The following is a 21,468-nucleotide window of genomic DNA, read 5'->3' on the forward strand; positions in this document are numbered from 1 at the left end:
ACTTACCTCGCGGCCCGGCCGCTCAGGGGACGAACAGCGGCGCCGAGGGCGGGAAGCTGATCGGTAGCGCGGTCATCGCCCGGTGGAACGGTCCCGGCCGCCAGGCGATCTCGTCCGCGGGCACGGCCAGGGTCAGGTCCGGCAGCGCGTCGAGCAGTTGGTCGAGCGCGTCCTGCGCGATCTGATAGGCCACCGAACGCGCCGGGCAGGCATGCGGGCCCGCGCCCCAGGCGAGGTGCGACCGATTGCCGTTGCGGTCGCCCTGGGCGATCGCGGGGTCGTTGTTGCAGGCCGACAAGCTGATCACCACCGGCTCGTTGGCCGGTAGCCACACGTCGTCGACCATGACCGGCTGCCGCGGATAGGTGGTGCAGAAGTTCGCCATCGGTGGGTCGAGGAACAACACCTCGTCGAGGGCGTCGCGGGTGGACAGGCTGCCCGCGATCACGCCGCCGCCGAAACGGGAGTCGGTGAGGATGAGCAGCAGGGCGTTGCTGATGAGGTTCTGCATCGGCTCGATGCCGGCGCCGTAGAAGCTGATCAGGTTGTAGAGCATCTCCTCGTCGTCGAGACCGGCCGCGTGGTGCGCCAGTCGCGAGGTCAGATCGTCACCGGGAGCCGCACGACGCAGGGTGATCAGCTCCATCAGCGCCGCGGACAGATACTCCATGCCCCAGGCGGCGTTGACGGTGTCGAACAGCGCGGCCATCCCGGTGGCGACCCGCCGCCCCAGCTCCGGGGTGCAGCCGACGATCTGGTTGAGCGTTTCGAAGACCAGCGGAAAAGCGTACTGCGTCAGCACATCCGCGGAACCGGCGCCGCAGAACGTGTTGATCAGCGGGATAGCGACCTGTTCCACGATGGTGTGCAGGGAATGGTGGTCGATGTAGTCGATCGCGGTGACATAGGCCTGCCGATAGCGGGCATGCACCGGGCCGGAGTTCCGCAGCGCGTTCGGATACCACTGCATCATCGGCCGCACCGGGCAGTCCTCCGGGATGCTGTCCTGCCACACCCGCGGATCCGCCGGAAAGTTGTCGGGGTCGTGCAGGATGCGCACCGCGGTCCGGTAGCCGAGCACCAGATTGGCCGGGACGCCCGGGGACAACTCGATCGGCGCTATCGCCCCGTATCGCTCCCGCATGGCCCGGTAGTTCCCGTGCGGATCCGCGGCGAAATCCGGCTCGTAGACGCGCCCGTGGACCGGGCAGCCGGCTCCCCCACCGGACAACGGCGACGACTGCGGCGCGGGCCGGCCTCCATGGACGTCCTCCACAGCTGGTGCTCCTTCCCGAGCGGACGGCAGGGTCGTACGGCACGGCGAACTCCGCTGGCGCACAACCGCCGTCGACACAACACCACGACGATGCCACGCTCCGCACAACGCCCGGATCGGCGTGACATACCGGTGAGTAGGCGCCCGCGAGCTGTACGTCGTTCGAAGTGCCGTACCACGGCGGCGGAAACGGATGATCGGCAATCCCCGACATTCCGGCTACGGTGTAGTTATCCAATTCACCGAGACCCGACATCTTGGAGTCAGCATGCCGAAGTTGGAGATCAAGAGAAAGTCCGTACTGTCTCGGAAAGAGGCCTCCGAGCGGCTGATCGCGATAGGCAAGGCACTGGCAGGCGAATCGGAGGTGGAATTCGGTTCGGAGGGCGATTCTATCGAGGTCGAAGTCGCCGACCGGGTCAGGTGGGAATTCGAGATCGAGGTCGACGGCACCGAGACCGAGATCGAAATCGAAATAAAATGGCGGGACGACCCGGGCGAATCAGCGCCCGCTACTCCCCCGCGACCCAAGGCTGCCGCGGCACCGGCCAAGACCACGACACCGGCGAAGACCACGGCGCGGACCAAGGCCGCCACACCGGCCAAGGCCACGCGCCGCACGCGGGCCAGGAAACATCCCGCCGGCTAATCCGCGAGCGATGCCTGCGGTACCGAACCTCGGCGGGGCTCAGCCGGGTGCGATCGGCTCGAAGGAACGGATCGAGTCGGCACCGGCACCCACCACCCCGGCCGAGGATTCCGGCACTTCGTTCCACGCGCCCGACAGGTCGCCCAGCGGCTCCGAGACCACGAATCGGGTCTCGGAGCCGAGCTCGCGCAATATCTCGACCTCGGGGTGCAGTGCCCGCAATGCGGCGATCCCGGTCGAGAAGAACAGCGACCGCGATTCCCGCTCGCTGGAATAGCGGAAAATCCACAGGAATTGTCCGTCGGTGGTCGCGACGGTCATCTGTACCGGGTGCTCGACGCCGTACGCGTGCCCGACGTCCTCGACGAAACCCACCGCGCGGGCGACGGCACCGAAGGGGTCGTCCACGAGCCCGAACGTCAACGCGAGAAAGAACAGGGTTTCGCTGTCGGTCGAGCCCTCGATATCGGCGAACAGCCCCGGTTCGACGGCGGCCAGCAGGTCGCGCCGGGTCTCGTGGAAGCCGCGCAGGGCGCCGTTGTGCACCCACAACCAGCGCCCGTGCCGGAACGGATGACAATTGCTGCGCTGCACCGGCGTCCCGGTCGAGGCGCGAACATGCGCGAGCATCATCGGTGTGCGCACCTGACCGGCGATCTCGCGCAGATTTCGATCGTTCCAGGCGGGTTCGATGCTCTTGTACACCGCCGGTTCGGTGCCGAGGCCGTACCAGCCGAGGCCGAAGCCGTCACCGTTGGTGGTGGTCGCGCCCATGCGGGAATGCAGGCTCTGGTCGATCAGGGAGTGTTCAGGGCGGAACAGCAGATCCTCGGCGAGGATCGGCTCACCCGAGTACGCCATCCACCGGCACACGAGTCCATTCAACCAGAAACGACGGCCTACCGCTTCCGGCCGACACCGCCGACGATGCAGTGGCGGACGGCGTTCAGCGGCGTCAGGTGGGGCCCGTCGGGCCACCAGTCGTCGCAGCGGACGAGGCCGGGTTCGACCATCTCCAGGTCGCCGAACATGGCCTGGATCTCGTCCCTGGTGCGGAAGCGGCCGCTGCCCATCGGGCTGTGGATGAATTTCTCTTCCATCTTGCGGGCCAGTTCGCTGTATTCGGGCGTCTGCGGATCGTGGAAGTGGGCGATCGCGACGAACGAGCCCGCAGGCAGGGCATCTATGTAGGTCTGCATCAACGCGGGGCCGTCCTCCCCCAGGTAGTGATGCAGGGTGCCGATATGGAACAGCGCCAGCGGGCGGGTGAAGTCGAGCGCGCCCCGGATCGTCTGGTTGCCGAGCACCTCGAGCGGGCGGAAGATGTCGGCCTCGGCGATGCGCGTACGACTGTTGCTGGCCAGCAGCGCCTGACCGTGCACGAGCACCGACGGATCGTTGTCGACGTAGACCACCCGCGACTGCGGATTGACCCGCTGCACGACCTGATGGGTGTTCTCCGCGGTGGGCAGGCCGGACCCGAGATCGAGGAACTGATCGATCCCGGCCCTGGCCAGGAACCGGCACGCGCGGATCAGGAAATCGCGGTTGGCCCAGGCCAAATCGTTGACCTGCGGCGCGACGGTGCGGACCTGTTCCAGCACCGCGCGGTCCACGTCGTAGTTGTCCTTGCCGTTGAGTGCGGCATCGTAGACGCGCGCGATGCTGGCGCGGGTGGTGTCCACCCCGACCGGAACGGCGCTGGGGTAGGCGGCAGAGCTGTGCGACATCGGGAGCCTCCGGGCATCGGACCGACTGTACGAAATCAGCCTAGAGCATCGGTTCCGTTGGCGGGGAAGCTATCCCGGGTGCGAGACCAGGATCAGAGCTGGGCTTCGATCGCGGCGACGACCTCGCCCGCGTCCGGGGTGACCGTCGGGCGGAAGCGGCCTGCGACCGTGCCGTCCCGGCCGATCAGGAACTTCTCGAAGTTCCACTGGATGTCGCCCGCGCTGCCGTCGGCGGCGGGGGTCTCGACCAGGGCGGTGTAGAGCGGGTGCCGGTCGTCGCCGTTGACCTCGGTCTTGGCCAGCAGCGGGAAGTCGACGCCGTAGGTCACCGAGCAGAATTCCTGGATCTCCTCGGCACTGCCGGGTTCCTGACCCATGAACTGGTTGCACGGCACGCCGACCACGGTGAAGCCACGCTCCCCGTATGTCTTCTGCAGTTCCACCAGGCCGGTGTACTGCAGGGTCAGCCCACACTTGGAGGCCACGTTGACCAGCAGGACCGCCCGGTCGCCCGCCAGCTCACCCAGCGTGGTGTCGGCCCCGGCCAGGGTCTGCACCGCAATGTCTCGAATGTTCGCGCTCACCACAACACCACCAGATCTCGTCTACGTCGGTTCGATCGCCACCGTACCGGAGCCCGATCGGGGCGCAACCGTCCCGCTGGGCGGGAGCTTTTGTAACACGTTCTTGTTTTGTCGCGCGGTTGGCGGCACCATTTCGGTACGTACCCCGAGCAGCGGAGGAAGCCCGTGACCGAACAGCCCTATCGGATCGACACCGTCCGCCCGCTGCGCGCGAACGCCGTGGAGCACTGGGATTTCGAGGCCGACGTGGTGGTGGCCGGTTTCGGCATCGCGGGCGTCTGCGCGGCGATCGAGGCCGCCAGGGCGGGCGCGAAGGTCCTCATCCTGGAACGGACCGGCGGCTGGGGCGGCGCGGCGGCGCTGGCGGGCGGTTTCGTCTACCTCGGTGGCGGCACGCCGCTGCAGCAGGCGCTCGGCTTCGACGACACGCCGGAGAACATGGCCGCTTTCCTCAAGGCGGCGCTCGGCCCCGGCGTCGACGAGGCCAAGATCGACGACTACTGCGCGGGCAGCGTGGAGCACTACAACTGGCTCGTCGACTGCGGCGTGCCGTTCAAGGAGTCGTTCTGGGGTGAGCCCGGCTGGGAGCCGCCGCACGACGAGGGCCTGATGTACTCCGGTGGCGAGAACTCCGCGCCGTTCCTCGACATCGCCAAGCCCGCTCCGCGCGGGCACGTGCCGGAGCTGGCCGACAAGAAGATCGGCGAGCGCAGCGGCGGCTACATGCTGATGAAGCCGCTGGCCGACACCGTCGCCGCGCTCGACATCGACGTCGAGTACGACACCCGCATCCGCAGGCTGATCGTCGACGACGACGATCGCGTCGTCGGCATCCTGGCGACCAACTACGGCAAGCCGATCACGGTGCGGGCCGCCCGCGGTGTCGTCCTGGCGACCGGCAGCTTCGCCTACGACACCGAGATGATCGACCGCTACACCCCGCGGCTGAGCGGCAGGCCCGGCGCGGCGATCGAGGAGCACGACGGCATCGGCATCCGGCTGGCCCAGGCGCTGGGCGCCGAATTGGCGCACATGGATGCCAGCGAGGTGGCCATCTTCGGCGATCCGCAGATGATGGCGCGCGGCATCCTCGTCAACGGGCGCGGCCAGCGCTACGTCACCGAGGACACCTACCCCGGCCGGATCGGGCAGGCGACCCTGCTGCAGAACGACAACCAGGCCTTCCTCGTGATCGACGAGGCCTCGCTCGAGGAAGCGCTCGCGACCGAGTCCGCGACCCCGTTCTTCCGGTTCCCGCCCAAGTGGGTCGCCGAGACGGTGGCCGAGCTCGAAGCGGATATGGGGCTGCCGGAGCAGACGCTGCAGACCACGATCGCCACCTACAACCGCCACGCCGAGAACGGCAACGACCCGCTGCTGGGCAAGAAGCCCGAATGGGTGCGCCCGATCTCGACGCCGCTGGCCGGTTTCGATCTGCGTGGTTTCACCGCCGGATTCACCCTCGGCGGGCTGCGCACCGACCTCGACTCGCGGGTGCTGCACGTCAGCGGGGAGCCGATTCCCGGACTCTTCGCGGCGGGTCGTTGCACGTCAGGGCTGTGCGCGTACGGTTATGTCAGCGGTGCTTCGCTCGGTGACGGCAGCTTCTACGGCCGTCGCGCCGGTCAGGCCGCGGCAGCGGCCGGCACGGACTGAGACAGGCGGCACCCACCGGACCGCCACTGTCAGTACGCTGCATGCAGCGCCGCCGCCGGACGACGAGTCCGGCTGCGCTCGCGGGCTTTTCGGGCCCGCGAGCGGGCGCGTCCAGTTGGCTACGACAGATGCAGTGCAGGATCGGAGTTGGACAGTGCAAGCAGGTGGGATGTCCGCGGATTACGTGATCGTCGGCTCGGGGTCGGCGGGGGCGGTGCTCGCGAATCGGCTCAGCGCCGACCCGGGCAGCACGGTCGTGCTGCTGGAGGCCGGTCCGGCCGACGACGACAAGTTCGCCCATATCCCGGCGGCGTTCTCGAAGCTGTTCCGCACCGAGCGTGACTGGGACTACCTGACCGAGCCGCAGCCCGGCCTGGGCGACCGGCAGATCTACTGGCCGCGGGGCAAGACCTTCGGCGGCTCGTCGTCGATGAACGCGATGATGTGGGTGCGCGGGTTCCGCGCCGACTACGAGGAGTGGGGGCTCCTCGCCGGCGAGAAGTGGAACTTCGCGGCGGCGGTCGAGCAGTTCCGCAAGATCGAGAACGTCCAGGACGCGCAGTACCCGGACGAGGGGTCGCGCGGCCCGCTGCACGTGCAGCGTCAGCGCAGCCCGCGCGCCTCGACGCACGCCTTCCTCGAGGCCGCGCGCCAGGCGGGCCACGAGCTCGAGTCGCCGAACCGGCCCGCACCGCAGGGCTTCTCCCAGACGATGGTGACCCAGCGCGACGGCAGGCGCTGGAGCACCGCCGACGCGTACCTGCGCCCGGCGATGAAGCGGGCCAACCTGACCGTGCGGGCCGAGGCGCTGGCCACCCGGGTGCTGTTCGACGGCACCAAGGCCACCGGGGTCGAGTACCTGCACGACGGGCAGACCCACACCGTGACCGCGCAGCGCGAGGTCATCCTGTGTGGTGGCGCGGTGAACAGCCCGCAGCTGCTGCAGCTCTCCGGCATCGGCGACCAGGAGGAGCTGAAGAAGTTCGACATCGAGGTCGTCGCGCACTCCCCCGAGGTCGGCGCCAACCTGCAGGACCACCTGATCGCGGCGCTGGGCTACAGCGTCGACGGCGACTCGCTGTTCGCGGCGGAGAAGCCGCTCGAGCTGATCAACTACCTGGTCCGGCATCGCGGCATGCTCACCTCCAATGTCGGTGAGGCGTACGGCTTCGTGCGCAGCGAGCCCGATCTCGAGCACCCCGACCTGGAGCTCATCTACGCGCCCGCGCCGTTCTATCACGAGGGCCTGGTCGAGCCGACCGAGCACGGTGTCGTGGTCGGCGCGATCCTGCTGCGCCCGCGCAGCCGGGGCCGGATCGGTCTCGCGTCGGCCGATCCGACGGCCAAGCCGGTGATCGACCCGCGGTATCTGTCCGATCCCGACGGCGCCGACCGCGCCGCGCTGACCGCGGGCCTGCGGGTGTGCGCGAGCCTGGTCGAGCAGCCCGCGCTCAAGAGCGCGCTGGGCGCGCTGATCTACCCGCCGGAGGCGCCCGACGAGCTCGAGGCGGCCATGGCGCTGACCATCGAGCAGTTCTCGCACACCCTGTACCACCCGGTCGGCACCTGCCGGATGGGCACCGACGCGGCCAGCGTCGTCACCCCGGACCTGAAGGTGCGTGGTGTGGAGGGCCTGCGCGTCGCCGACGCGTCGGTGATGCCGTTGATCATCCGCGGGCACACCAACGCCCCGGCCGTCTTCATCGGTGAGCAGGCGGCGGACTTCATCCTGGCCGAGTCCTGACCCGCCGTGGTGGCGCGTCCGGCCGGGCGCGCCACCACCACCTCAGGCGAGAGCCAGCGCCAGCGAGCCCGCGGCGAGCAGCAGGTACGGCAGCGGATAACCGAGATCGGTGTAGGCGCGGGCGCGCAGGACGGTCAGTTCGGCGCAGAGGAAATACAGCACCAGCCCGGCCGCCGCGGCGATCGCCAGCGGCCGCGAGGCCAGCCCGGCCAGCAAGGCCAGCCCGCCGACCGCCTTGATCGCCGCCAGCGGGGTCAGCGTCCACGGTGCGACGCCGTAGCGGCGCATGTTCTCGCGGACCCAGTCGGCGCGGACGACATCGACCGCGGCGGCGATCAGTGCGGCCAAGCCGGCGAGCACGGTGACGATGACGAAGCTCGTGTGCATGAGTGGGTTCCTCCGGTCTACGGTGAGCGACGGCGACCGCCGTCGATCCGATGACGAACGGGCCGGCCGAAAGGTGACCGATGCACGCGGATGCGCTCGCGCTCGCCTTCGAACAGCGCCGTGACCGGCTGCGCGGCGTCGCCTACCGGATGCTGGGCACCGCAGCCGAGGCCGAGGACGCGGTACAGGAGGCATGGCTGCGGCTGGACCGCGTCGCCGCGACCGAGATCGGCAATCTCGACGGCTGGCTGACCACCGTCGTCTCCCGGATCTGCCTGGATCAGCTGCGCGTCCGGGCCCAGCGCGCGGAGACCGCCGAGCCGGCCGTCGACGCACCCGCCGTCGGTCCCGGGGCCGACCCCGAGGACGACGCGCTGCTGGCCGACGCGGTCGGGCGCGCGCTGCTCGTCGTCCTCGACGTGCTCGGACCGGAGGAACGCGTCGCGTTCGTGCTGCACGACCTGTTCGCCGTGCCCTTCGCCGACCTCGCCCCGATTCTCGGGCGGACACCGGCGACGACCAAGAAGCTGGCCAGCCGGGCCAGGCAGCGCGTCCACGCACCGGCCCGGATCGGCCCGGCGGAACTCACGGCGCAGCGGGCCGTGGTGACCGCGTTCCTGAAGGCGGCGCGCGAGGGTGACCTCGACGAACTGCTCGCCGTGCTGGCGCCCGATGTGGTGCGCTCGGCCGATCCGGCGGCACTGCCACCCGGCATGGCCGCCCTGGTGCGGGGCGCGGCCGCGGTCGCCGAGGGAACGGTCGTGCTGCGGCAGCGCTCGCGCGAGGCGGTCGTGGTGCTCGTCGACGGTCGGCCCGGACTCGTCGTGGTGCGGGCGGGCCGGGCGCTGTTCGTGGTCACCTTCACGGTCCGCGACGCGCGGATCGCCGCCTACGACGTGGTCGCCGACCCGGCCCGGCTGGCCGGACTCACCGTGTCGCTGCTGCCGGAAAAGTCCTGATCCACTGCCCCGCGCCCGATTTCGGCACACAGTGCACGATGGCATGCCGTGCGGAGTCGCATGGCATGCGAGATCGCAGCGCGCGCAAGCGGACTCGGGTCGTCAGAGTGCCGGGACGCGCGCGAAGCCCAGCGGCGGGGTCGGGACCGGGCCCGAGCGCAGGTCGTGCCGGAAATCGGGCAGCAGCGGCAGCATGTCCACATTGCGCGCGGCATAGCAGCGCACCATCGGCAGCGCCCGCGATACCTCGGCGCGTTCCACCGGCTCGGCGTCGACGAACGCCATTCCCTCCAGCCCGAGGCCGAGGGTGTCGGCGACCCGCACGATCGAGGCCGACTTGCGGCCCCAGCCCACCTCGACCGCCGAGAACATCTCGTAGAGGCCGTGCCGGTAGAGCGTGCGCAGGGTACGGGAACGATCACCACGTGCCGCGACGGCATGCAGCACTCCGCGCTCGCTCAGCTTGGTGAGCGTACGCAGTGCCTGCGGGCGCAGCGTGGTGCTGGTCGAGTCGTGGACCACGCCGTCCCACAGGGTTTCGTCCAGTTCCCAGACCAGACAACGGACGGCAGGTCGCATGGTGCCCCTATCGGTTCGTTCCGGCGCGGAGAACTCTACAACCACTCATAGCGATGGACCAGACTTGTGACCGCTCACCAAGCAGGCAAGCAAGCATGGGTCCGCGACCCATAACCTGACGTTCCATTCCGGCATCGCCGCGGGTTGGCTAGGGTGAAGTCGCTGGACAGCGGGGGCAGAGCCGCAAGATGGGCGAAGGGAACACAGATGTCCGTTGAGAATCCACCCCGGCAATCGCTGACCATCTCCGGTCAGCCGATGTCGTCGCCGCTGAAGGACGTGCGCGCCCTGTCACGGCAGATGGTCGGCCACTTCGTCGCCAATGTCGTCCCCTGCGGCACCCTGCCCGGCGACGCGATCACCGGCGACGTCACCACCATCACGCGGATCTGCCTGGAATTCGCCGTCAGCATGCTCGACGGCCGCGACATCCCCAACAAGCTCCAGCGCCTGCAGGACGCGGCCAGCGGCTGGGCCCGCGAGGGCGTGCCGATCGACACCATCCACCACTCGATCGCCGAGGGTTTCAAGATCGGCCTCGATCTGGTGGTCGCCAATGCGTCGGTGAAGGACTACGACAACCTGGTCGACGGCGTGAAGATGGTGATGGAGATGCTCGACACCATCACCGCCCAGGTGTCGCTGGCCTACGTGCGGGAGCTGCGCGGCGTGGTCAGCGAGCACCACACCGCCGTGCACACGCTCACCTCGGCGCTGCTCGGCGGCCACAGCACCTCGACGATGGCCCGCGAGTGCGGAATCGCGATCGCCGAGACGTACGCCGTTCTGGCCCTGGCGATCCCGCCGCATCGGGAAGAGGCCAACCCGGCCCTCGACGCGCAGGTCGTCGCGCGGCGCAAGCTGCGCCGGGTGCAGGCCGAACTGGCCAAGCGGTGCGGCGATTCGGCACTTTCGCTGCTCAGCGTCGACGGTGGCACGGTGCTCATCCCGGCGGGCACCTTCGATCGCGACGGTCTGGCCGCCCTCGTCGCCCAGCTCTCCCAGGCGGCGCAGGTCGGCATCACCGCGGCGTTGGTCGAGACCAGCACGACCGGCGTCCCCGACGCCGCCGACCAGGCCCACGAGCTGCTCGACATGGTCCAGCGGCTCGAGGTCACCTCGGGGCTGTACCGCTTCGACGAGCTGGCCCTCGAATACCAGCTGACCCGCCCCGGCCCCGGCCGGGAGTTCCTCGGTTCGCTGCTCGACCCGCTGGACCAGTACCCCGAGCTGCTGGAGACCCTGCAGCGCCACATCGCCAACAATCTCAATCGCCAGCGCACCGCCCGGGTGCTGCATGTGCACACCAACACCGTCGACTACCGCCTCAAGCGGATCGGCCAGCTCACCGGTTTCGACCCGACCCAGCCGTCGGGCCTGTGGTACCTGCGCTCGGCCCTCGTGGCCCGCAGCTACCGCTCGGCAGCCTGACCGACCCCGGAAACGCCGAAGGCGCTGTCCGCGATCGCGGACAGCGCCTTCGTGTCGTCTCACAGGGAGCCACCACCCCCGACCAGCCAGGGGTTGAACTCGCAGACCAGGTTCGGGCTGCTCGCGGGATCGAGGGCCCGCAGCGCGATCGACAGCGCCCGCGGGGAGTACATCATCGTCAGATGGTCGGAGACGTCCTGCTCACAGCCCTCCTGCAGGGTGATGTTGGTGACGGTGGCGCCCGGCCCCGGCTTCAGGAACGTCAGGTCGTAGGGGTTGGTGATCTCGTCGTAGCGGGTGCCGACGACGGTGTAGTCGACCCCGGCGACGGTGTCACCGTTGGCGTTGAGCTGGTTGACGAAGTCCGAGCCGATGGTCTGCTGGATACCGGCGTGCCCGACGAAGATCTCGATCAGGCCCAGGATGTCGATGCCGGCATTGTTGATCATGCGGCCCAGGGCGCCGATGCCGTCCAGGCTGGTGCCGTGGTGGGTGGCACCGTAGGTGACCAGGTTCTTCACCTTGGCCGCGCCGCCGTCGAACTTGGTGTACCAGTTGGCCAGGGCACCGCCCTGGGAGTGGGCGATGATGTCGACCTCGCCGGCGCCGGTGGCCGCGAGCACGCGATCGACGAAGGTGGCGACCTGCTTGGACGAGTCCTGGATGTAGCCGGTGCCCATGACGCCGGGCAGCAGCGATCCGAGACCGCCGCCTTCGACCAGGCCGGAGCGGCCGTAGTTGAAGGTGAAGGTGCAGTAGCCGGCGTCCTTGATCGGCTGACCCATGTAGGCGTAGCCGTTGTAGGCGTTCATCCAGGTGCCGTGCAGCAGCACCACCGGACGCGGATGTTCGGCGGTGGGCTTGCAGTTCCAATCATTGGCCCCGGGCGGCGCGGCGTCGCCGTTGCCGAGTCCGTAGGCGAACGCGGCCAGCCAGGAGGTCTGCGCCGGGCCGTAACCGATGGTGTCGGTGGACTTTCCACCGGAGGAGCCCGAACTGGACCCGGAACCGCCGTAGCAGTTGCCCGAACCGTTCCCGGACCCGGCGCCGCTGCCGGAGGTGCAGGCCGAACCGCTACCGGGCCCGGCCACTTCGCGGCCTGCGGTGATGATGTCGGCGAGAGCCTGCTCGGAGGGCGCCGGGTCGGGGGACGCCGCCGCCCCCGGACCCGTGAGCGCGACGGCGAGCGCGCCGACGCCGGTGAGCACCGCCGTCTGTAGCGTCCGTCTGCGACTGGGAGATTTCATCGTTGGCGTATCTTCCTGTGCGATTCGAGAAATACGAATGGCTTTTGTCGAAACCGCCACGAACATAAGGCCCGAAAATCCTGGTCTTTCCGCCGTTTACGGGTTTCTGGACAGGTCACCACCGGTTGTCGAAAACCCCCATGAGGGGGCACAGGAATTCTTCGGCTACCCGGACCGCGAGGCGGCCCTGGTCACCCTCTGGCGCGATTCACCAGCACCGACCGGCTGTCATCGCACCTCACCCGGGTATTCCCCGGGCCCGCTGAACGTTCACAGCATTTCCCGCGAAAAACGCAGAGGGTTCCCAGTTCCGCCGAGTCAGCATTCCGTGCGAGCGGCTACTCCCTGCAATCGCTCGTCGAGCCAGAGCATCGCCTCCGGATATCCGGTGACCGCGCCGATCACGTGCTCACCGAAGACGCTCCGGTACACCGCGTTCGCGCCGAGTGCGCACTGTTCGTTGTACAGATTGCGGGCGCCCGCGGCGGGGATCCAGAACTCCTGCTCCCCGTTGTAGATGTAGAGCGGTGTGGCCGAGCGCATTCCGGCCATGCGGGTGATCTCGTAGATCCGCTCGGCCAGGTCCGACCGCAGCGGGTCGGGGATGTTCGCGCCGACATCGATGGGCAGGTGCAGGATGCCGGGAACGGCGAACACGCTGACGCACTGGTCCTTCATCACCGAGGTGGCCACCCAGCGCGCGAGGTTGTTCATCGCGGCCAGGATCTCGGGGCGCTCCCGGCCGATCGCGAAGGTGGCCGCCATGAAGATCCCGGAGGCGAGGTTGGCGTTCATGCTGCGCGAGAGGATCTCGAAATCGGCGGGCACGCCGCCCAGCGCCGCGCCGACGATCACGTCCGCGAGTTCCGGTGCGTAGGAACCGATCAGCTTGGCCGCGCCGTGGGTGGCGATGGCGCCGCCCGAGTAACCGGTCATCGCGAATCGGCTCGCGCCGAACACCGCTGGGTCGATGCCGCGCACCGCCCGGATCCCGTCGAGCACCGCGTGCCCGGCGACATACGGTTCCGCGTAGGCCATCCACGGGCCCTCGTGGTCCGGGACCAGGACCGCGTACCCGCGCAGTGCCGCCAATTGGGTGGTCGGCGGGAAGAACTCGGTCATGCTGGAGTGCAGGTTGAGGCCGTGCGAGAGCGTGTAGCCCGGGGTGCAGTCGCGGCCGAGCGCATCGATCGGCAGATTGTTGACCAGGACCGGCCGGTCGCCGGGACCGGTCCAGTCGGTGGCGGGCACGAGCAGCGTCGCGGTGGCGAAGGACGGACGGCCTTGCGAATCGTCGGTCCGGTACTTGAGCAGGGTGGCCGACCGCAGCGGCACCAGCGTCAACGGGCCCGCGGTGGCGAGGATGTCGCGGGTCGCGATGATGTCGCCCGGCGCGAGATCGGCCAGCCCGTCGGGCCAGTGGTCGAACATGGCGTCACCGACCGCCGCGGGCAGGACCGCCGCTCGCAGCGCGGCGAGTTCGGCCTCCGGGTCGGCGGCCGTCCCGCCCGAGGGCTGGATCGGTGACGGCAGCACCTGATCGATCCAGCGTTGCAGATCGGGCAGGAAGCCCGGCGTACCCGGGTGCGGCACCGGGAATTCCGGGGTGGGTTCGGCGGCGGCGGTGCCGACGGCGAACGAACAGAGCAGCAGAATCGAGCAGAACAGCACACGGACAGATCGCATGGCACACACGCCTTCGGGTGGCAACGTCGGAATCGTCTCTGACGTGCGGCGATGCGGTGCTTCGTCTCCCGCCGAACCTCCCCGAACGCGCCCTCGTCAGTCCACTGACGGTACGCCGGAACCCCCCGGCCGGATCGGCGTCGTGCCCGAGTCGTGACGCAATGCGGCTCGATCGCAACAACAATCGGCCCGGACCCGTGTCGGGGTGTGCGGATCCGGGCCGATCGCCACCGGGCTCAGCAGGTGCTGGGCGCCGGTTCCCCCTGCAGCCGCGCGTCGAGCCATCTCAGCGCGGAAGGCAGTCCGAGCACAGCTGCGGTCAGGTGGTCCGGGGTGGGCGTCGACTCGGTGACCACCGGGGTGCCGGCCGCGCACCAGCGGTGCGTGGTGGTGGTGATCGCGTCGACCGGGATCAGGCCGTCGATGGGCGAATGCCATTCGAAGACAGGCATCCTCGGCGTACCGGGGTAGAGCTCGAGGCTGTTCTCCTCCACCACGGCGCGGGCCTCCGGGTCGTCGACCATCGAGGTCGTCGCGGCGAAATCGAGGATGCCCCGGCCCGCGCCCGCGCCGAGGATGTCGTTGGTGCACGCGTCGGCGATCGCGGCCCGGGCGGCCAGCCCGCGCGCGTTCATCTGCTCGCTGATCGGAAACCGTTGCGGATACTCCCGTTCCAGGCCGATGCCCGCCGCCAGCGCCAGACCGAACACCGGGTGCGAGCCGAAGCCGAGACCCTCGAGCATCGACACCAGGTTCATCGGGACCCCGCCCATCGCGGCGCCCGCGATCTCGACGTCGGGCGCGTAGCTTGGCTGCAAGGCCGCTGCCCAGGCCGTCGCCATCCCGCCGCCGGAGTAGCCCGCCATCGCGACCCGGCTCCCCGCGACCTGGAGTTCGTCGACCTTGCGGATCGCCCTGATCCCGTCGAGGGTCACCTGACCGCCCAATCTGGCCGCGCCGTAGGCGAAATCGGGACCGAGGTGGTCGGGTAGCGCCATCGTCCAGCCGCGCCGCAGGGCGAGATTCCAGAAGACCGCTTCGCGCACCATGAGATTCGGGTCGTTCGTGTAGAGCACCTTGGAGACCGAGCAGCGCACGCCGAGGCCGTTGATGATGTGCTGGTAGGACAGGACCGGTTCGTCCCGGCGGTGGCCCGCCGGTTGCAGCACCGTCGTGGTCGCCGCGATCGGCTCGCCCGCGGAGTTGGTCGAGCGGAACTTCACCAGGGTGATCCTGGTGTCGGGGAACATCGCCAGTGGCGGCATCGGCCGCACGGCCAGCACGTCGCCCGGCTGCACCGCCGACAGGTCGGCGGGCTGGGCGTAGAAGGGGTCGGGATCGGCGCTCGGGTAGAGCGGTGCGCTGTGCGCGGGGGCCACGCCGACCACGGCCAGCACCAGCGCCACCCCCACCGCCGACATCGTGCGGCGTGGCCGAGCCCGTCGTGCCGTGGCTTCCCAGATCATCCGGCGCTCCTCCCGTGTCGCTGCCGTCGAGACCGATACTTGCCGGTAGCGTGGCTCGTCGGTACCCCTTCGGACCTAGATCGGCGGAGCTCACAACCGGCACGAATGCGGGTTGTGACCGGATTCAAGTCGACGGCGATTCTTGTCGGCCACCGCCCCGCCACGGCACCGGAGGGCTGTGAGATCTCCAGTGAATTCCAGAACATGTTCCACTCGACGGCCCGGGCCCTACCGTCGAGTAGGAAGGCGCCCACCAGCGCCGGGGTAGAAGGAGCACGCCATGATTCCCATCGACGAGAACATCGCCGCCACCGCCCATCGCGCCGACCGCACCGAGATACCGACCCGGCGGATCACGGTCTACTTCGACGGCGCGACCCCGCAGGACGCGCTGGTGCTGGAGTACGCGGCGACCCCCGCCGAGGCATGGGAGTTCACCACCGCGGCGGTGCACGCCGGCCTGCTGGTGACCGTCGACGGGCAGGTCGGGCCCGAACTGCGCCGGCTCCCCTGCCGATCGCTGTGGCACTGAGCCCATCGGCGCCGCCGCGCCCGCCGCACTAGGCTGGGCCGGGCGGCCGCGTCCCGGCCGCGTGCCAGGACGACAAGGAGGGGCGTCGCGTGATTCGGTGGCAGTTCCCGGCCACACTCGCCGCCGTCGCGGTACTCGGGCTCACCGCCTGTGCCGTGACCGCCGCCGACGAGCCGGTCACGGCCACACCGTCGACAACGACGACGCCGCCCCGCTCGACCAGCAAGCCGCCGGTCACCCTCGCACCGCCGACGCCGACGGTCGACCCGTACGCCGGGCTGCCGTTGATCGACCATGTCACCTGGACCGACACCGTCGACGGCGCCCGCCTGCTCGTCGTGCCGACCGTCGCGGGCCGACGCACCGCCGCGCCGGGCACCGATGAACTCGCCTGGCAGGAGGTCCTGGCCCTGGACGCCGACGCCGACTCGCCGGGGATGCGGGACCAGTTCGTGTGCCACTGGGTGTGGGCGAGGATGGTGGCGCCGGACAAGCCGAGCTGGAATCTCGAACCGTGGCGGCCCGCCGTCGGCTATTCGGCCACGGTGTCGGCGAACTGCAATCCCGGTGGCCCGGAGCGCTGAGGGCCGTCGATCCGTTCGAAAGGAGCACTCGCATGCGCATCGTCGTCGCCGGTGGACACGGCAAGATCGCCCTGCTGCTGGCATCGTCGCTCACCCGCCGCGGTGATCAGGTCCACGCGCTCATCCGCCGCCCCGATCAGGCCGCCGACATCGCCGCGACCGGCGGCGTCCCGGTCATCTTCGACATGGAGCGCGACACTCCCGCCGACCTCGCCGCCGCGGTCGCCGGCTCGGACGCGGTGGTCTTCGCCGCGGGCGCGGGCCCCGGCAGCGGCGTCGAGCGCAAGTACACCGTCGACCTCGGGGGCTCGGTGCAGCTCGCCGACGCCGCCGAGCGGACCGGCGTCCGGCGTTTCGTGCAGATCTCCACCATGGGCGCCGGCGCGCCACCGGCCCCGGGGACCGACGAGGTCTGGGCCGCCTATATCGATGCCAAGACCCGCGCGGAGGACGACCTGCGGTCCCGCGCGCTGGACTGGACGATCCTGCGGCCGGGCATGCTCACCGACGACGCAGGCAACGGTCTGGTCACGCTCGGAGCGCCGCCGATCGGGCGCGGTCCGATTCCCCGCGCCGACGTCGCCGCGACGCTCGCGTCGATCTTGGTCGCGGACAACACTTTTCGGCACACGCTGGAAGTGGTTTCCGGTCCGGAGCCGATTGCGTCGGCCGTGTCGGCAATTCGATAGCCGAAAATTAACTATCCCAACAGTATTCGGCCGGGGAGCCGATTCCCGGTGACCGGCGGCACCCTTTTCGCCACCCCGCGGAACAAGCCAGCCGCCGGTCACGGCGTTATCCACCCACCGCCCGCCGTGAACACGGTGGCGTCACCCCGGATTCGCCGCTCAGAAGCCGGGAAAAGCGCTGCATCGAGACGGAATCGATCGTGCAGATGTGCTTGCATTTGAAACTTGCCCCGTCCTAAACTCAGGGCCGCAACACAATTCAGGGGATAGTCAGGGGAGGCCGCGAGCGGCACACCTGGGGCTAGGTTTGCCTTGGGTTTGCCACTGCCTAAACACAGGGGCGTTCACCATGAACAACACCAACGGCCGTTTCGGCCTCGCTGATCGCGCAGCGACGACCCACCCCGTCACCGCAGGGTGCTCCAGGGAAACAGCGGTCGCCTATGTCATCGACGCGGTGGAATCCACCGGCGCGGCGACACGCAACGATTTCGATATCGACCGGATCGTGACCACCGCGCACGAATTGGCCGACGACTGGGATCTGCAGACGCTGACCCCCGACACCTTCTGGCGGATCGCCGCGGGCTGCATCCGCTACTGAATCACCGACCCGGACCGGGCGCCGTCCTCGGCGCCCGGTAGCGGTGTCTCGCCTCAGGCCCGCTCGGCGTAGTCGAGCAGGATCTCGCGCGAGCGATCCGGTCGCGCGGCCTGGACACTGAGCTGGTCCATCACCGACAGGTACAGCGCCAGGTCCTGCCTGCGCTCGAGGTACAGCGCGCTGGTGAGCTGCTCGAGGTAGACGATGTCGGGCAGTTCGGGCTCGGCGAAGCGCAGAATACTGAAGGAACTGCCCGCGGCGGCGTGCCCGCCGGCCGAGTACGGCAGCACCTGCACGGTCACGTTCGGCATCGTCGACAGCTGGGCCAGGTAGCGCAGCTGCGCGCGATGCACCTCGCGCCCACCGATCGGGCGGTGCAGCACGGCCTCGTCGATGACCGCCCACACCACCGGCGGGTCCACCCGGCGCAGCACGTCCTGGCGGAGCTGGCGGACCTGCACCCGGCGCTCGGTATCGGCGTCGTCGAACCCGAGGGTCACGATCGCCCGCGTGTACTCCGGGGTCTGCAGCAGGCCGGGCACCAGCTGGGCCTCGTAGGTGCGGATCTGGCTGGCCGCCTGCTCGAGCCCGAGATAGGTACTGAACCACGAGGGCAGCAGATCGCTGTAGCGATGCCACCAACCGGGTTCACTTGCCTGCCGGGCCAGTTCGAAGAAAGACTCACGCTCGCGGGTGTCGTGGACACCATAGAGCGTGAGCAGGTCCCTGATATCGCGTTCCTTGAATCCGGTGCGTCCCAGTTCGAGCCGGCTGATCTTGGCGTGTGAGCCACGGATCGCGTCACCAGCCGCTTCGCGGGTGATGCCTTTGCTCTCGCGCAGTTTGCGCAACTGACCACCGAGGGCGATGCGCAGCACGGTGGGGCCGCGATCGACAACGGGTTGCACGCGACCGATCTCGTCGGGTTCAGCCGTCATGGCTGCCGATATTACCGATCACCGGGTCAAGTAGTCGAACTCTCCGGCCTTCGCGCCGCGGATGAAAGCGTCGATCTCGGGCCGGGTGTAGAAGATCACCGAGCCGTGCGGGTCGCGCGAGTTGCGTACGGCGACCGAACCGTCCGTCGCTTCGGCCACCTCGACACAGTTGCCGCTGGGGTTGCTGAAGGTGCTCTTGCGCCAGTCGCCGACGCCGGGGCGTTCCCGCTGATCATGGTGCATACCGGACACGTCACACTCCTCGTTCTCGATTGATGCCATCAGTACGAAAGTTGCAGATGCACGTACAAACGTTCTTGCATCTGCACGTCGCGATCGGGACATTAACACGGTTCACATGCGGTCGCACCGGTCGGTACTTACCCGACGACACGACCTGGGCGGCCGCTCGATCGGTGACGTCCAGTCCCCTGAATTCGCAAGCGCCACAACCCGATCAGATGCCCGACACGTCCGAATTGACAGTGCAGATGTTCTTGCACCTGCAAACAACACCCCCGTAGACTCAGCCCACAAGATCACCGGAAGGGACGTCGGCAGCACCAGCCGGACGGGCCTTCCGCTGCCGGATGCGAGGGGACTCGGATGAGTACGCCGTTTCGAACACCCCGCAGGGTCTCGGCCGGAACCGCCGGCCTGGAGGTCCCGCGATACCTCGGCACGGCAGGCGCGGCCACCGGATCGTGTAGCGACGAGCCGCTCGGGCTCACCTACCGGCAGGCCCGCGAGATGCTGCGTCAGCACGACGTGCACGGACCGCAGTGCAGGCAGTGGCTGGCCGCCGCGGCCTATCTGTCCGCGGGCCTGGACGACGAATAGCCGGTTGTAACGTCTTCGTGCTGGTCACAGCCGTGTCACCCGGGGCATCCTGGAGATGAAGAATCGGGCTCGACACGGGTGAGCGGCATATGCGTATAGCGGAGATCCTGCGCAACAAAGGCACGACGGTGACCACGGTGCCGCCGCAGACCACGGTGCGTGTCCTGCTCACCGTGCTGGCCGAGCACAATATCGGCGCGGTGGTGGTCTCCCCCGACGGCGCGGCCATCAGCGGGATCGTCTCCGAGCGCGACGTGGTCCGCCACCTCGCCCGGCTCGACGCCGCCGTGCTCGACCGGCCGGTCGCCGAGATCATGACCGACCGGGTCCGCACCTGCGGGCCCGAGGATCACGTCTCCTCGTTGCGCGAGATCATGACCGAGCATCGCGTCCGGCACATGCCCGTGGTCGAGGCCGGCCGGCTGGTCGGCATCGTCAGCATCGGCGACGTGGTGAAGAGCGAGATCACCGAACTGGCCGCCGAACGCGGGCACCTGGTCGACTACCTGCAGGGCAGGTACTGAGCCGGGGCCCGAAAAGCGTTGCCCGCGAGAATTCTTCGTCGGCCGTACCAGAAAAGTGCGTATCGTTGATCTGGTGCACCCCCTCCGGCCCGAGCTGACCGCCGTTCCGGCGCCGCGGCACGCGCCGACCCCGGTGCCCGCCACGATCCGTGACCGCTTCCCCGCGCTGGCCGATCCCGCCGTGGTGTATCTCGACAGCGCCGCGACCACCCAGAAGCCGGACACCGTGATCGCCGCCGTCACCGGCTATCACGCCGAGCACACGGCCAACGCCGGGCGCGGCACCTACAGCTGGGCGACAGCGCTGTCCGCGCGGATCGCCGCCGTCCGGTCCAGGGCCGCCGCGTTCGTCGGGGCGGCGCATCCCGACGAGATCGTGTTCACCGCCGGCGCGACCGCGGCGCTCGGCGCCGTCGCCCACAGCTGGGGGCTGGCCGTCCTCGACGACGGTGACGAGATCCTCTACAACCCCGCCGATCACGCGTCCAACGTGCTGCCCTGGCACCACCTGCGCGACACCCTGGCCCGGTTCGGGCGCCGGATCGTGCTGCGCCCCTACCGCAGCACCGCGGCGGGCGAGGCCGATATCGACGACATCGCGGCCCAGGTGGGTCCGCGCACCCGGCTGATCACCACCAGCCATCTGCACCATGTCTACGGCGGGCTGACCACGCTCGAGGAACTGCGCGGCCGGATCGATCCGGAGATCCTGCTGTGCTTCGACTGCTCGCAGAGCGGCGGGCACCTGCCGGTCGACGTGCTCGACCTCGGCGCCGACTTCGCGGTGTTCGCCGGGCACAAGATGTTCGGCGCGCCCGGGATCGGCCTGCTGTACTGCCGGCGGCGGGTGCACGACCGGCTGCGGCCGTTCCTGCCCGGTGGCCATTCCGGGGTGCGGGTCGGCGACACCGGACTGATCACCGGCTCGATGCCGGAAATGCTCGAGGGCGGCACCTACAACATTCCCGGAATACTTTCCCTCGCACCGGCTTTCGATCTGCTCGACGAGCTGGATCCGATCGCGATCGCCGCGCACAACCGGGAGCTCACGCTGCGGCTGATCGACGGGTTGCGGCCGCTGCCCGGTCTGGAGTTCCTGCCGGGGCCCGCCTACGCGGGGTGCGCGGTGGGGTACGGGATCGTCTCGTTCACCCTCGACGGGATCAGTGCCACCGATCTCGGTTTCGTGCTGGCCGACGCCGGTTTCCTGGTCCGCACCGGAGCGCACTGCGTGCCGGGCACCGAGCCCGGCGCGGATTCGGTGCGGGTGAGCACCCACCTCTACAACACCCTGGACGAGATCGATCGTTTCGTCGCCTGCGTGGCCGGCCTCGCCGGGCACGGGCGCTGACCATTTCCTGTC

General features: G+C 69.2%; 23 protein-coding genes. 12 read left to right on the plus strand and 11 right to left on the minus strand.

Going from position 1 to position 21,468, the window contains the following annotated elements:
- Positions 1-22: 22 nt before the first annotated feature.
- On the minus strand, positions 23-1,231 hold the full coding sequence (locus AB0H54_RS21875; RefSeq protein ID WP_357347562.1) for a cytochrome P450: 1,209 nt from the start codon (positions 1,229-1,231) through the stop codon (positions 23-25).
- A gap of 313 nt (positions 1,232-1,544) precedes the next feature.
- Between AB0H54_RS21875 and AB0H54_RS21880 the strand changes: the two genes are divergently transcribed.
- Positions 1,545-1,925 (plus strand): amphi-Trp domain-containing protein, encoded by a 381-nt coding sequence (locus tag AB0H54_RS21880; protein WP_357347290.1) that lies wholly within the window; start codon positions 1,545-1,547, stop codon positions 1,923-1,925.
- Between the two features lie 39 nt (positions 1,926-1,964).
- Here AB0H54_RS21880 and AB0H54_RS21885 read toward each other — a convergent pair whose 3' ends face one another.
- The 3 genes from AB0H54_RS21885 to AB0H54_RS21895 form a co-directional block, all read right to left on the minus strand.
- Positions 1,965-2,786 carry a class II glutamine amidotransferase gene (locus AB0H54_RS21885; RefSeq protein ID WP_357347292.1) on the minus strand — a complete coding sequence of 274 codons (822 nt, stop codon included), beginning with the start codon at positions 2,784-2,786 and terminating at the stop codon, positions 1,965-1,967.
- 38 nt (positions 2,787-2,824) lie between these two features.
- Positions 2,825-3,655 (minus strand): SAM-dependent methyltransferase, encoded by an 831-nt coding sequence (locus AB0H54_RS21890; RefSeq protein WP_355271893.1) that lies wholly within the window; start codon positions 3,653-3,655, stop codon positions 2,825-2,827.
- Between the two features lie 92 nt (positions 3,656-3,747).
- On the minus strand, positions 3,748-4,242 hold the full coding sequence (locus tag AB0H54_RS21895; protein WP_357347294.1) for a glutathione peroxidase: 495 nt from the start codon (positions 4,240-4,242) through the stop codon (positions 3,748-3,750).
- A gap of 162 nt (positions 4,243-4,404) precedes the next feature.
- Between AB0H54_RS21895 and AB0H54_RS21900 the strand changes: the two genes are divergently transcribed.
- Both AB0H54_RS21900 and AB0H54_RS21905 read left to right on the plus strand, forming a co-directional pair.
- The gene (locus tag AB0H54_RS21900; RefSeq protein ID WP_355271889.1) at positions 4,405-5,895 is read left to right on the plus strand and encodes an FAD-dependent oxidoreductase; all 1,491 of its coding nucleotides are present in this window, start codon (positions 4,405-4,407) and stop codon (positions 5,893-5,895) included.
- 169 nt (positions 5,896-6,064) lie between these two features.
- Positions 6,065-7,639 (plus strand): GMC family oxidoreductase N-terminal domain-containing protein, encoded by a 1,575-nt coding sequence (locus AB0H54_RS21905; protein WP_357347296.1) that lies wholly within the window; start codon positions 6,065-6,067, stop codon positions 7,637-7,639.
- A gap of 42 nt (positions 7,640-7,681) precedes the next feature.
- On the opposite strand, the gene AB0H54_RS21910 is transcribed toward AB0H54_RS21905, so the two are convergent.
- Complete coding sequence (locus AB0H54_RS21910) at positions 7,682-8,026, minus strand: DoxX family protein (protein ID WP_357347298.1); 345 nt, start codon at positions 8,024-8,026, stop codon at positions 7,682-7,684.
- 80 nt (positions 8,027-8,106) lie between these two features.
- Here AB0H54_RS21910 and AB0H54_RS21915 point away from each other — a divergent pair, with 80 nt between their 5' ends.
- Positions 8,107-8,985 carry a sigma-70 family RNA polymerase sigma factor gene (locus AB0H54_RS21915; RefSeq protein WP_357347300.1) on the plus strand — a complete coding sequence of 293 codons (879 nt, stop codon included), beginning with the start codon at positions 8,107-8,109 and terminating at the stop codon, positions 8,983-8,985.
- A 102-nt stretch (positions 8,986-9,087) separates the two neighbouring features.
- Here AB0H54_RS21915 and AB0H54_RS21920 read toward each other — a convergent pair whose 3' ends face one another.
- A complete protein-coding gene (locus AB0H54_RS21920; protein ID WP_355271882.1) occupies positions 9,088-9,564 on the minus strand; it encodes an HAD-IIIC family phosphatase in 477 nt (158 codons plus the stop codon).
- Between the two features lie 207 nt (positions 9,565-9,771).
- On the opposite strand from AB0H54_RS21920, the gene AB0H54_RS21925 reads away from it, so the two are divergent.
- Positions 9,772-10,995: a helix-turn-helix domain-containing protein gene (locus AB0H54_RS21925; RefSeq protein WP_218720043.1), complete on the plus strand. Its 1,224-nt coding sequence runs from the start codon at positions 9,772-9,774 to the stop codon at positions 10,993-10,995.
- Positions 10,996-11,054: 59 nt separating this feature from the next.
- Here the strand turns inward: AB0H54_RS21925 and AB0H54_RS21930 are convergent, their stop codons facing one another.
- From AB0H54_RS21930 to AB0H54_RS21940, 3 genes are all read right to left on the minus strand, one after another.
- Entirely contained in the window at positions 11,055-12,242 is a 1,188-nt protein-coding gene (locus AB0H54_RS21930; RefSeq protein ID WP_355271880.1) for an alpha/beta fold hydrolase, read from the minus strand.
- A gap of 318 nt (positions 12,243-12,560) precedes the next feature.
- A complete protein-coding gene (locus tag AB0H54_RS21935) occupies positions 12,561-13,928 on the minus strand; it encodes a lipase family protein (RefSeq protein WP_357347303.1) in 1,368 nt (455 codons plus the stop codon).
- A 236-nt stretch (positions 13,929-14,164) separates the two neighbouring features.
- Complete coding sequence (locus tag AB0H54_RS21940) at positions 14,165-15,349, minus strand: lipase family protein (RefSeq protein WP_357347564.1); 1,185 nt, start codon at positions 15,347-15,349, stop codon at positions 14,165-14,167.
- Between the two features lie 325 nt (positions 15,350-15,674).
- Here AB0H54_RS21940 and AB0H54_RS21945 point away from each other — a divergent pair, with 325 nt between their 5' ends.
- The 4 genes from AB0H54_RS21945 to AB0H54_RS21960 all read left to right on the plus strand — a co-directional run bounded on the left by AB0H54_RS21945 (position 15,675) and on the right by AB0H54_RS21960 (position 17,803).
- Positions 15,675-15,926, plus strand: a complete 252-nt coding sequence (locus AB0H54_RS21945; protein WP_355271875.1) for a hypothetical protein — start codon at positions 15,675-15,677, stop codon at positions 15,924-15,926.
- A gap of 89 nt (positions 15,927-16,015) precedes the next feature.
- The gene (locus tag AB0H54_RS21950) at positions 16,016-16,510 is read left to right on the plus strand and encodes a DUF2599 domain-containing protein (RefSeq protein ID WP_357347305.1); all 495 of its coding nucleotides are present in this window, start codon (positions 16,016-16,018) and stop codon (positions 16,508-16,510) included.
- Between the two features lie 32 nt (positions 16,511-16,542).
- Positions 16,543-17,199, plus strand: coding sequence for an SDR family oxidoreductase (locus AB0H54_RS21955; protein ID WP_357347307.1), 657 nt, complete (start codon positions 16,543-16,545; stop codon positions 17,197-17,199).
- A 349-nt stretch (positions 17,200-17,548) separates the two neighbouring features.
- On the plus strand, positions 17,549-17,803 hold the full coding sequence (locus AB0H54_RS21960; RefSeq protein WP_218720037.1) for a hypothetical protein: 255 nt from the start codon (positions 17,549-17,551) through the stop codon (positions 17,801-17,803).
- Between the two features lie 53 nt (positions 17,804-17,856).
- On the opposite strand, the gene AB0H54_RS21965 is transcribed toward AB0H54_RS21960, so the two are convergent.
- Positions 17,857-18,741 (minus strand): helix-turn-helix transcriptional regulator, encoded by an 885-nt coding sequence (locus tag AB0H54_RS21965; RefSeq protein ID WP_357347309.1) that lies wholly within the window; start codon positions 18,739-18,741, stop codon positions 17,857-17,859.
- Between the two features lie 18 nt (positions 18,742-18,759).
- The gene (locus tag AB0H54_RS21970; protein ID WP_218720531.1) at positions 18,760-18,984 is read right to left on the minus strand and encodes a DUF397 domain-containing protein; all 225 of its coding nucleotides are present in this window, start codon (positions 18,982-18,984) and stop codon (positions 18,760-18,762) included.
- 363 nt (positions 18,985-19,347) lie between these two features.
- Here AB0H54_RS21970 and AB0H54_RS21975 point away from each other — a divergent pair, with 363 nt between their 5' ends.
- The 3 genes from AB0H54_RS21975 (at position 19,348) to AB0H54_RS21985 (ending at position 21,456) form a co-directional block, all read left to right on the plus strand.
- Positions 19,348-19,581, plus strand: a complete 234-nt coding sequence (locus tag AB0H54_RS21975) for a hypothetical protein (RefSeq protein ID WP_355271868.1) — start codon at positions 19,348-19,350, stop codon at positions 19,579-19,581.
- A gap of 89 nt (positions 19,582-19,670) precedes the next feature.
- A complete protein-coding gene (locus AB0H54_RS21980; protein WP_355271866.1) occupies positions 19,671-20,105 on the plus strand; it encodes a CBS domain-containing protein in 435 nt (144 codons plus the stop codon).
- A 73-nt stretch (positions 20,106-20,178) separates the two neighbouring features.
- A complete protein-coding gene (locus tag AB0H54_RS21985) occupies positions 20,179-21,456 on the plus strand; it encodes an aminotransferase class V-fold PLP-dependent enzyme (RefSeq protein ID WP_357347312.1) in 1,278 nt (425 codons plus the stop codon).
- Positions 21,457-21,468 lie beyond the last annotated feature (12 nt).

The sequence above is a fragment of the Nocardia sp. NPDC050718 genome (genome assembly GCF_040654235.1).
In the GTDB taxonomy this organism is placed as follows: domain Bacteria; phylum Actinomycetota; class Actinomycetes; order Mycobacteriales; family Mycobacteriaceae; genus Nocardia.

Excerpts from the sequence above, each read along its gene's own strand:
- AB0H54_RS21880 (WP_357347290.1), top strand. The coding sequence starts at position 1,545 with ATGCCGAAGTTGGAGATCAAGAGAAAGTCCGTACTGTCTCGGAAAGAG.
- AB0H54_RS21885 (WP_357347292.1), bottom strand. The coding sequence starts at position 2,786 with ATGGCGTACTCGGGTGAGCCGATCCTCGCCGAGGATCTGCTGTTCCGC.
- AB0H54_RS21890 (WP_355271893.1), bottom strand. The coding sequence starts at position 3,655 with ATGTCGCACAGCTCTGCCGCCTACCCCAGCGCCGTTCCGGTCGGGGTG.
- AB0H54_RS21905 (WP_357347296.1), top strand. The coding sequence starts at position 6,065 with ATGTCCGCGGATTACGTGATCGTCGGCTCGGGGTCGGCGGGGGCGGTG.
- AB0H54_RS21910 (WP_357347298.1), bottom strand. The coding sequence starts at position 8,026 with ATGCACACGAGCTTCGTCATCGTCACCGTGCTCGCCGGCTTGGCCGCA.
- AB0H54_RS21915 (WP_357347300.1), top strand. The coding sequence starts at position 8,107 with ATGCACGCGGATGCGCTCGCGCTCGCCTTCGAACAGCGCCGTGACCGG.
- AB0H54_RS21920 (WP_355271882.1), bottom strand. The coding sequence starts at position 9,564 with ATGCGACCTGCCGTCCGTTGTCTGGTCTGGGAACTGGACGAAACCCTG.
- AB0H54_RS21925 (WP_218720043.1), top strand. The coding sequence starts at position 9,772 with ATGTCCGTTGAGAATCCACCCCGGCAATCGCTGACCATCTCCGGTCAG.
- AB0H54_RS21930 (WP_355271880.1), bottom strand. The coding sequence starts at position 12,242 with ATGAAATCTCCCAGTCGCAGACGGACGCTACAGACGGCGGTGCTCACC.
- AB0H54_RS21935 (WP_357347303.1), bottom strand. The coding sequence starts at position 13,928 with ATGCGATCTGTCCGTGTGCTGTTCTGCTCGATTCTGCTGCTCTGTTCG.
- AB0H54_RS21940 (WP_357347564.1), bottom strand. The coding sequence starts at position 15,349 with ATGTCGGCGGTGGGGGTGGCGCTGGTGCTGGCCGTGGTCGGCGTGGCC.
- AB0H54_RS21945 (WP_355271875.1), top strand. The coding sequence starts at position 15,675 with ATGATTCCCATCGACGAGAACATCGCCGCCACCGCCCATCGCGCCGAC.
- AB0H54_RS21955 (WP_357347307.1), top strand. The coding sequence starts at position 16,543 with ATGCGCATCGTCGTCGCCGGTGGACACGGCAAGATCGCCCTGCTGCTG.
- AB0H54_RS21960 (WP_218720037.1), top strand. The coding sequence starts at position 17,549 with ATGAACAACACCAACGGCCGTTTCGGCCTCGCTGATCGCGCAGCGACG.
- AB0H54_RS21965 (WP_357347309.1), bottom strand. The coding sequence starts at position 18,741 with ATGACGGCTGAACCCGACGAGATCGGTCGCGTGCAACCCGTTGTCGAT.
- AB0H54_RS21970 (WP_218720531.1), bottom strand. The coding sequence starts at position 18,984 with ATGCACCATGATCAGCGGGAACGCCCCGGCGTCGGCGACTGGCGCAAG.
- AB0H54_RS21975 (WP_355271868.1), top strand. The coding sequence starts at position 19,348 with ATGAGTACGCCGTTTCGAACACCCCGCAGGGTCTCGGCCGGAACCGCC.
- AB0H54_RS21980 (WP_355271866.1), top strand. The coding sequence starts at position 19,671 with ATGCGTATAGCGGAGATCCTGCGCAACAAAGGCACGACGGTGACCACG.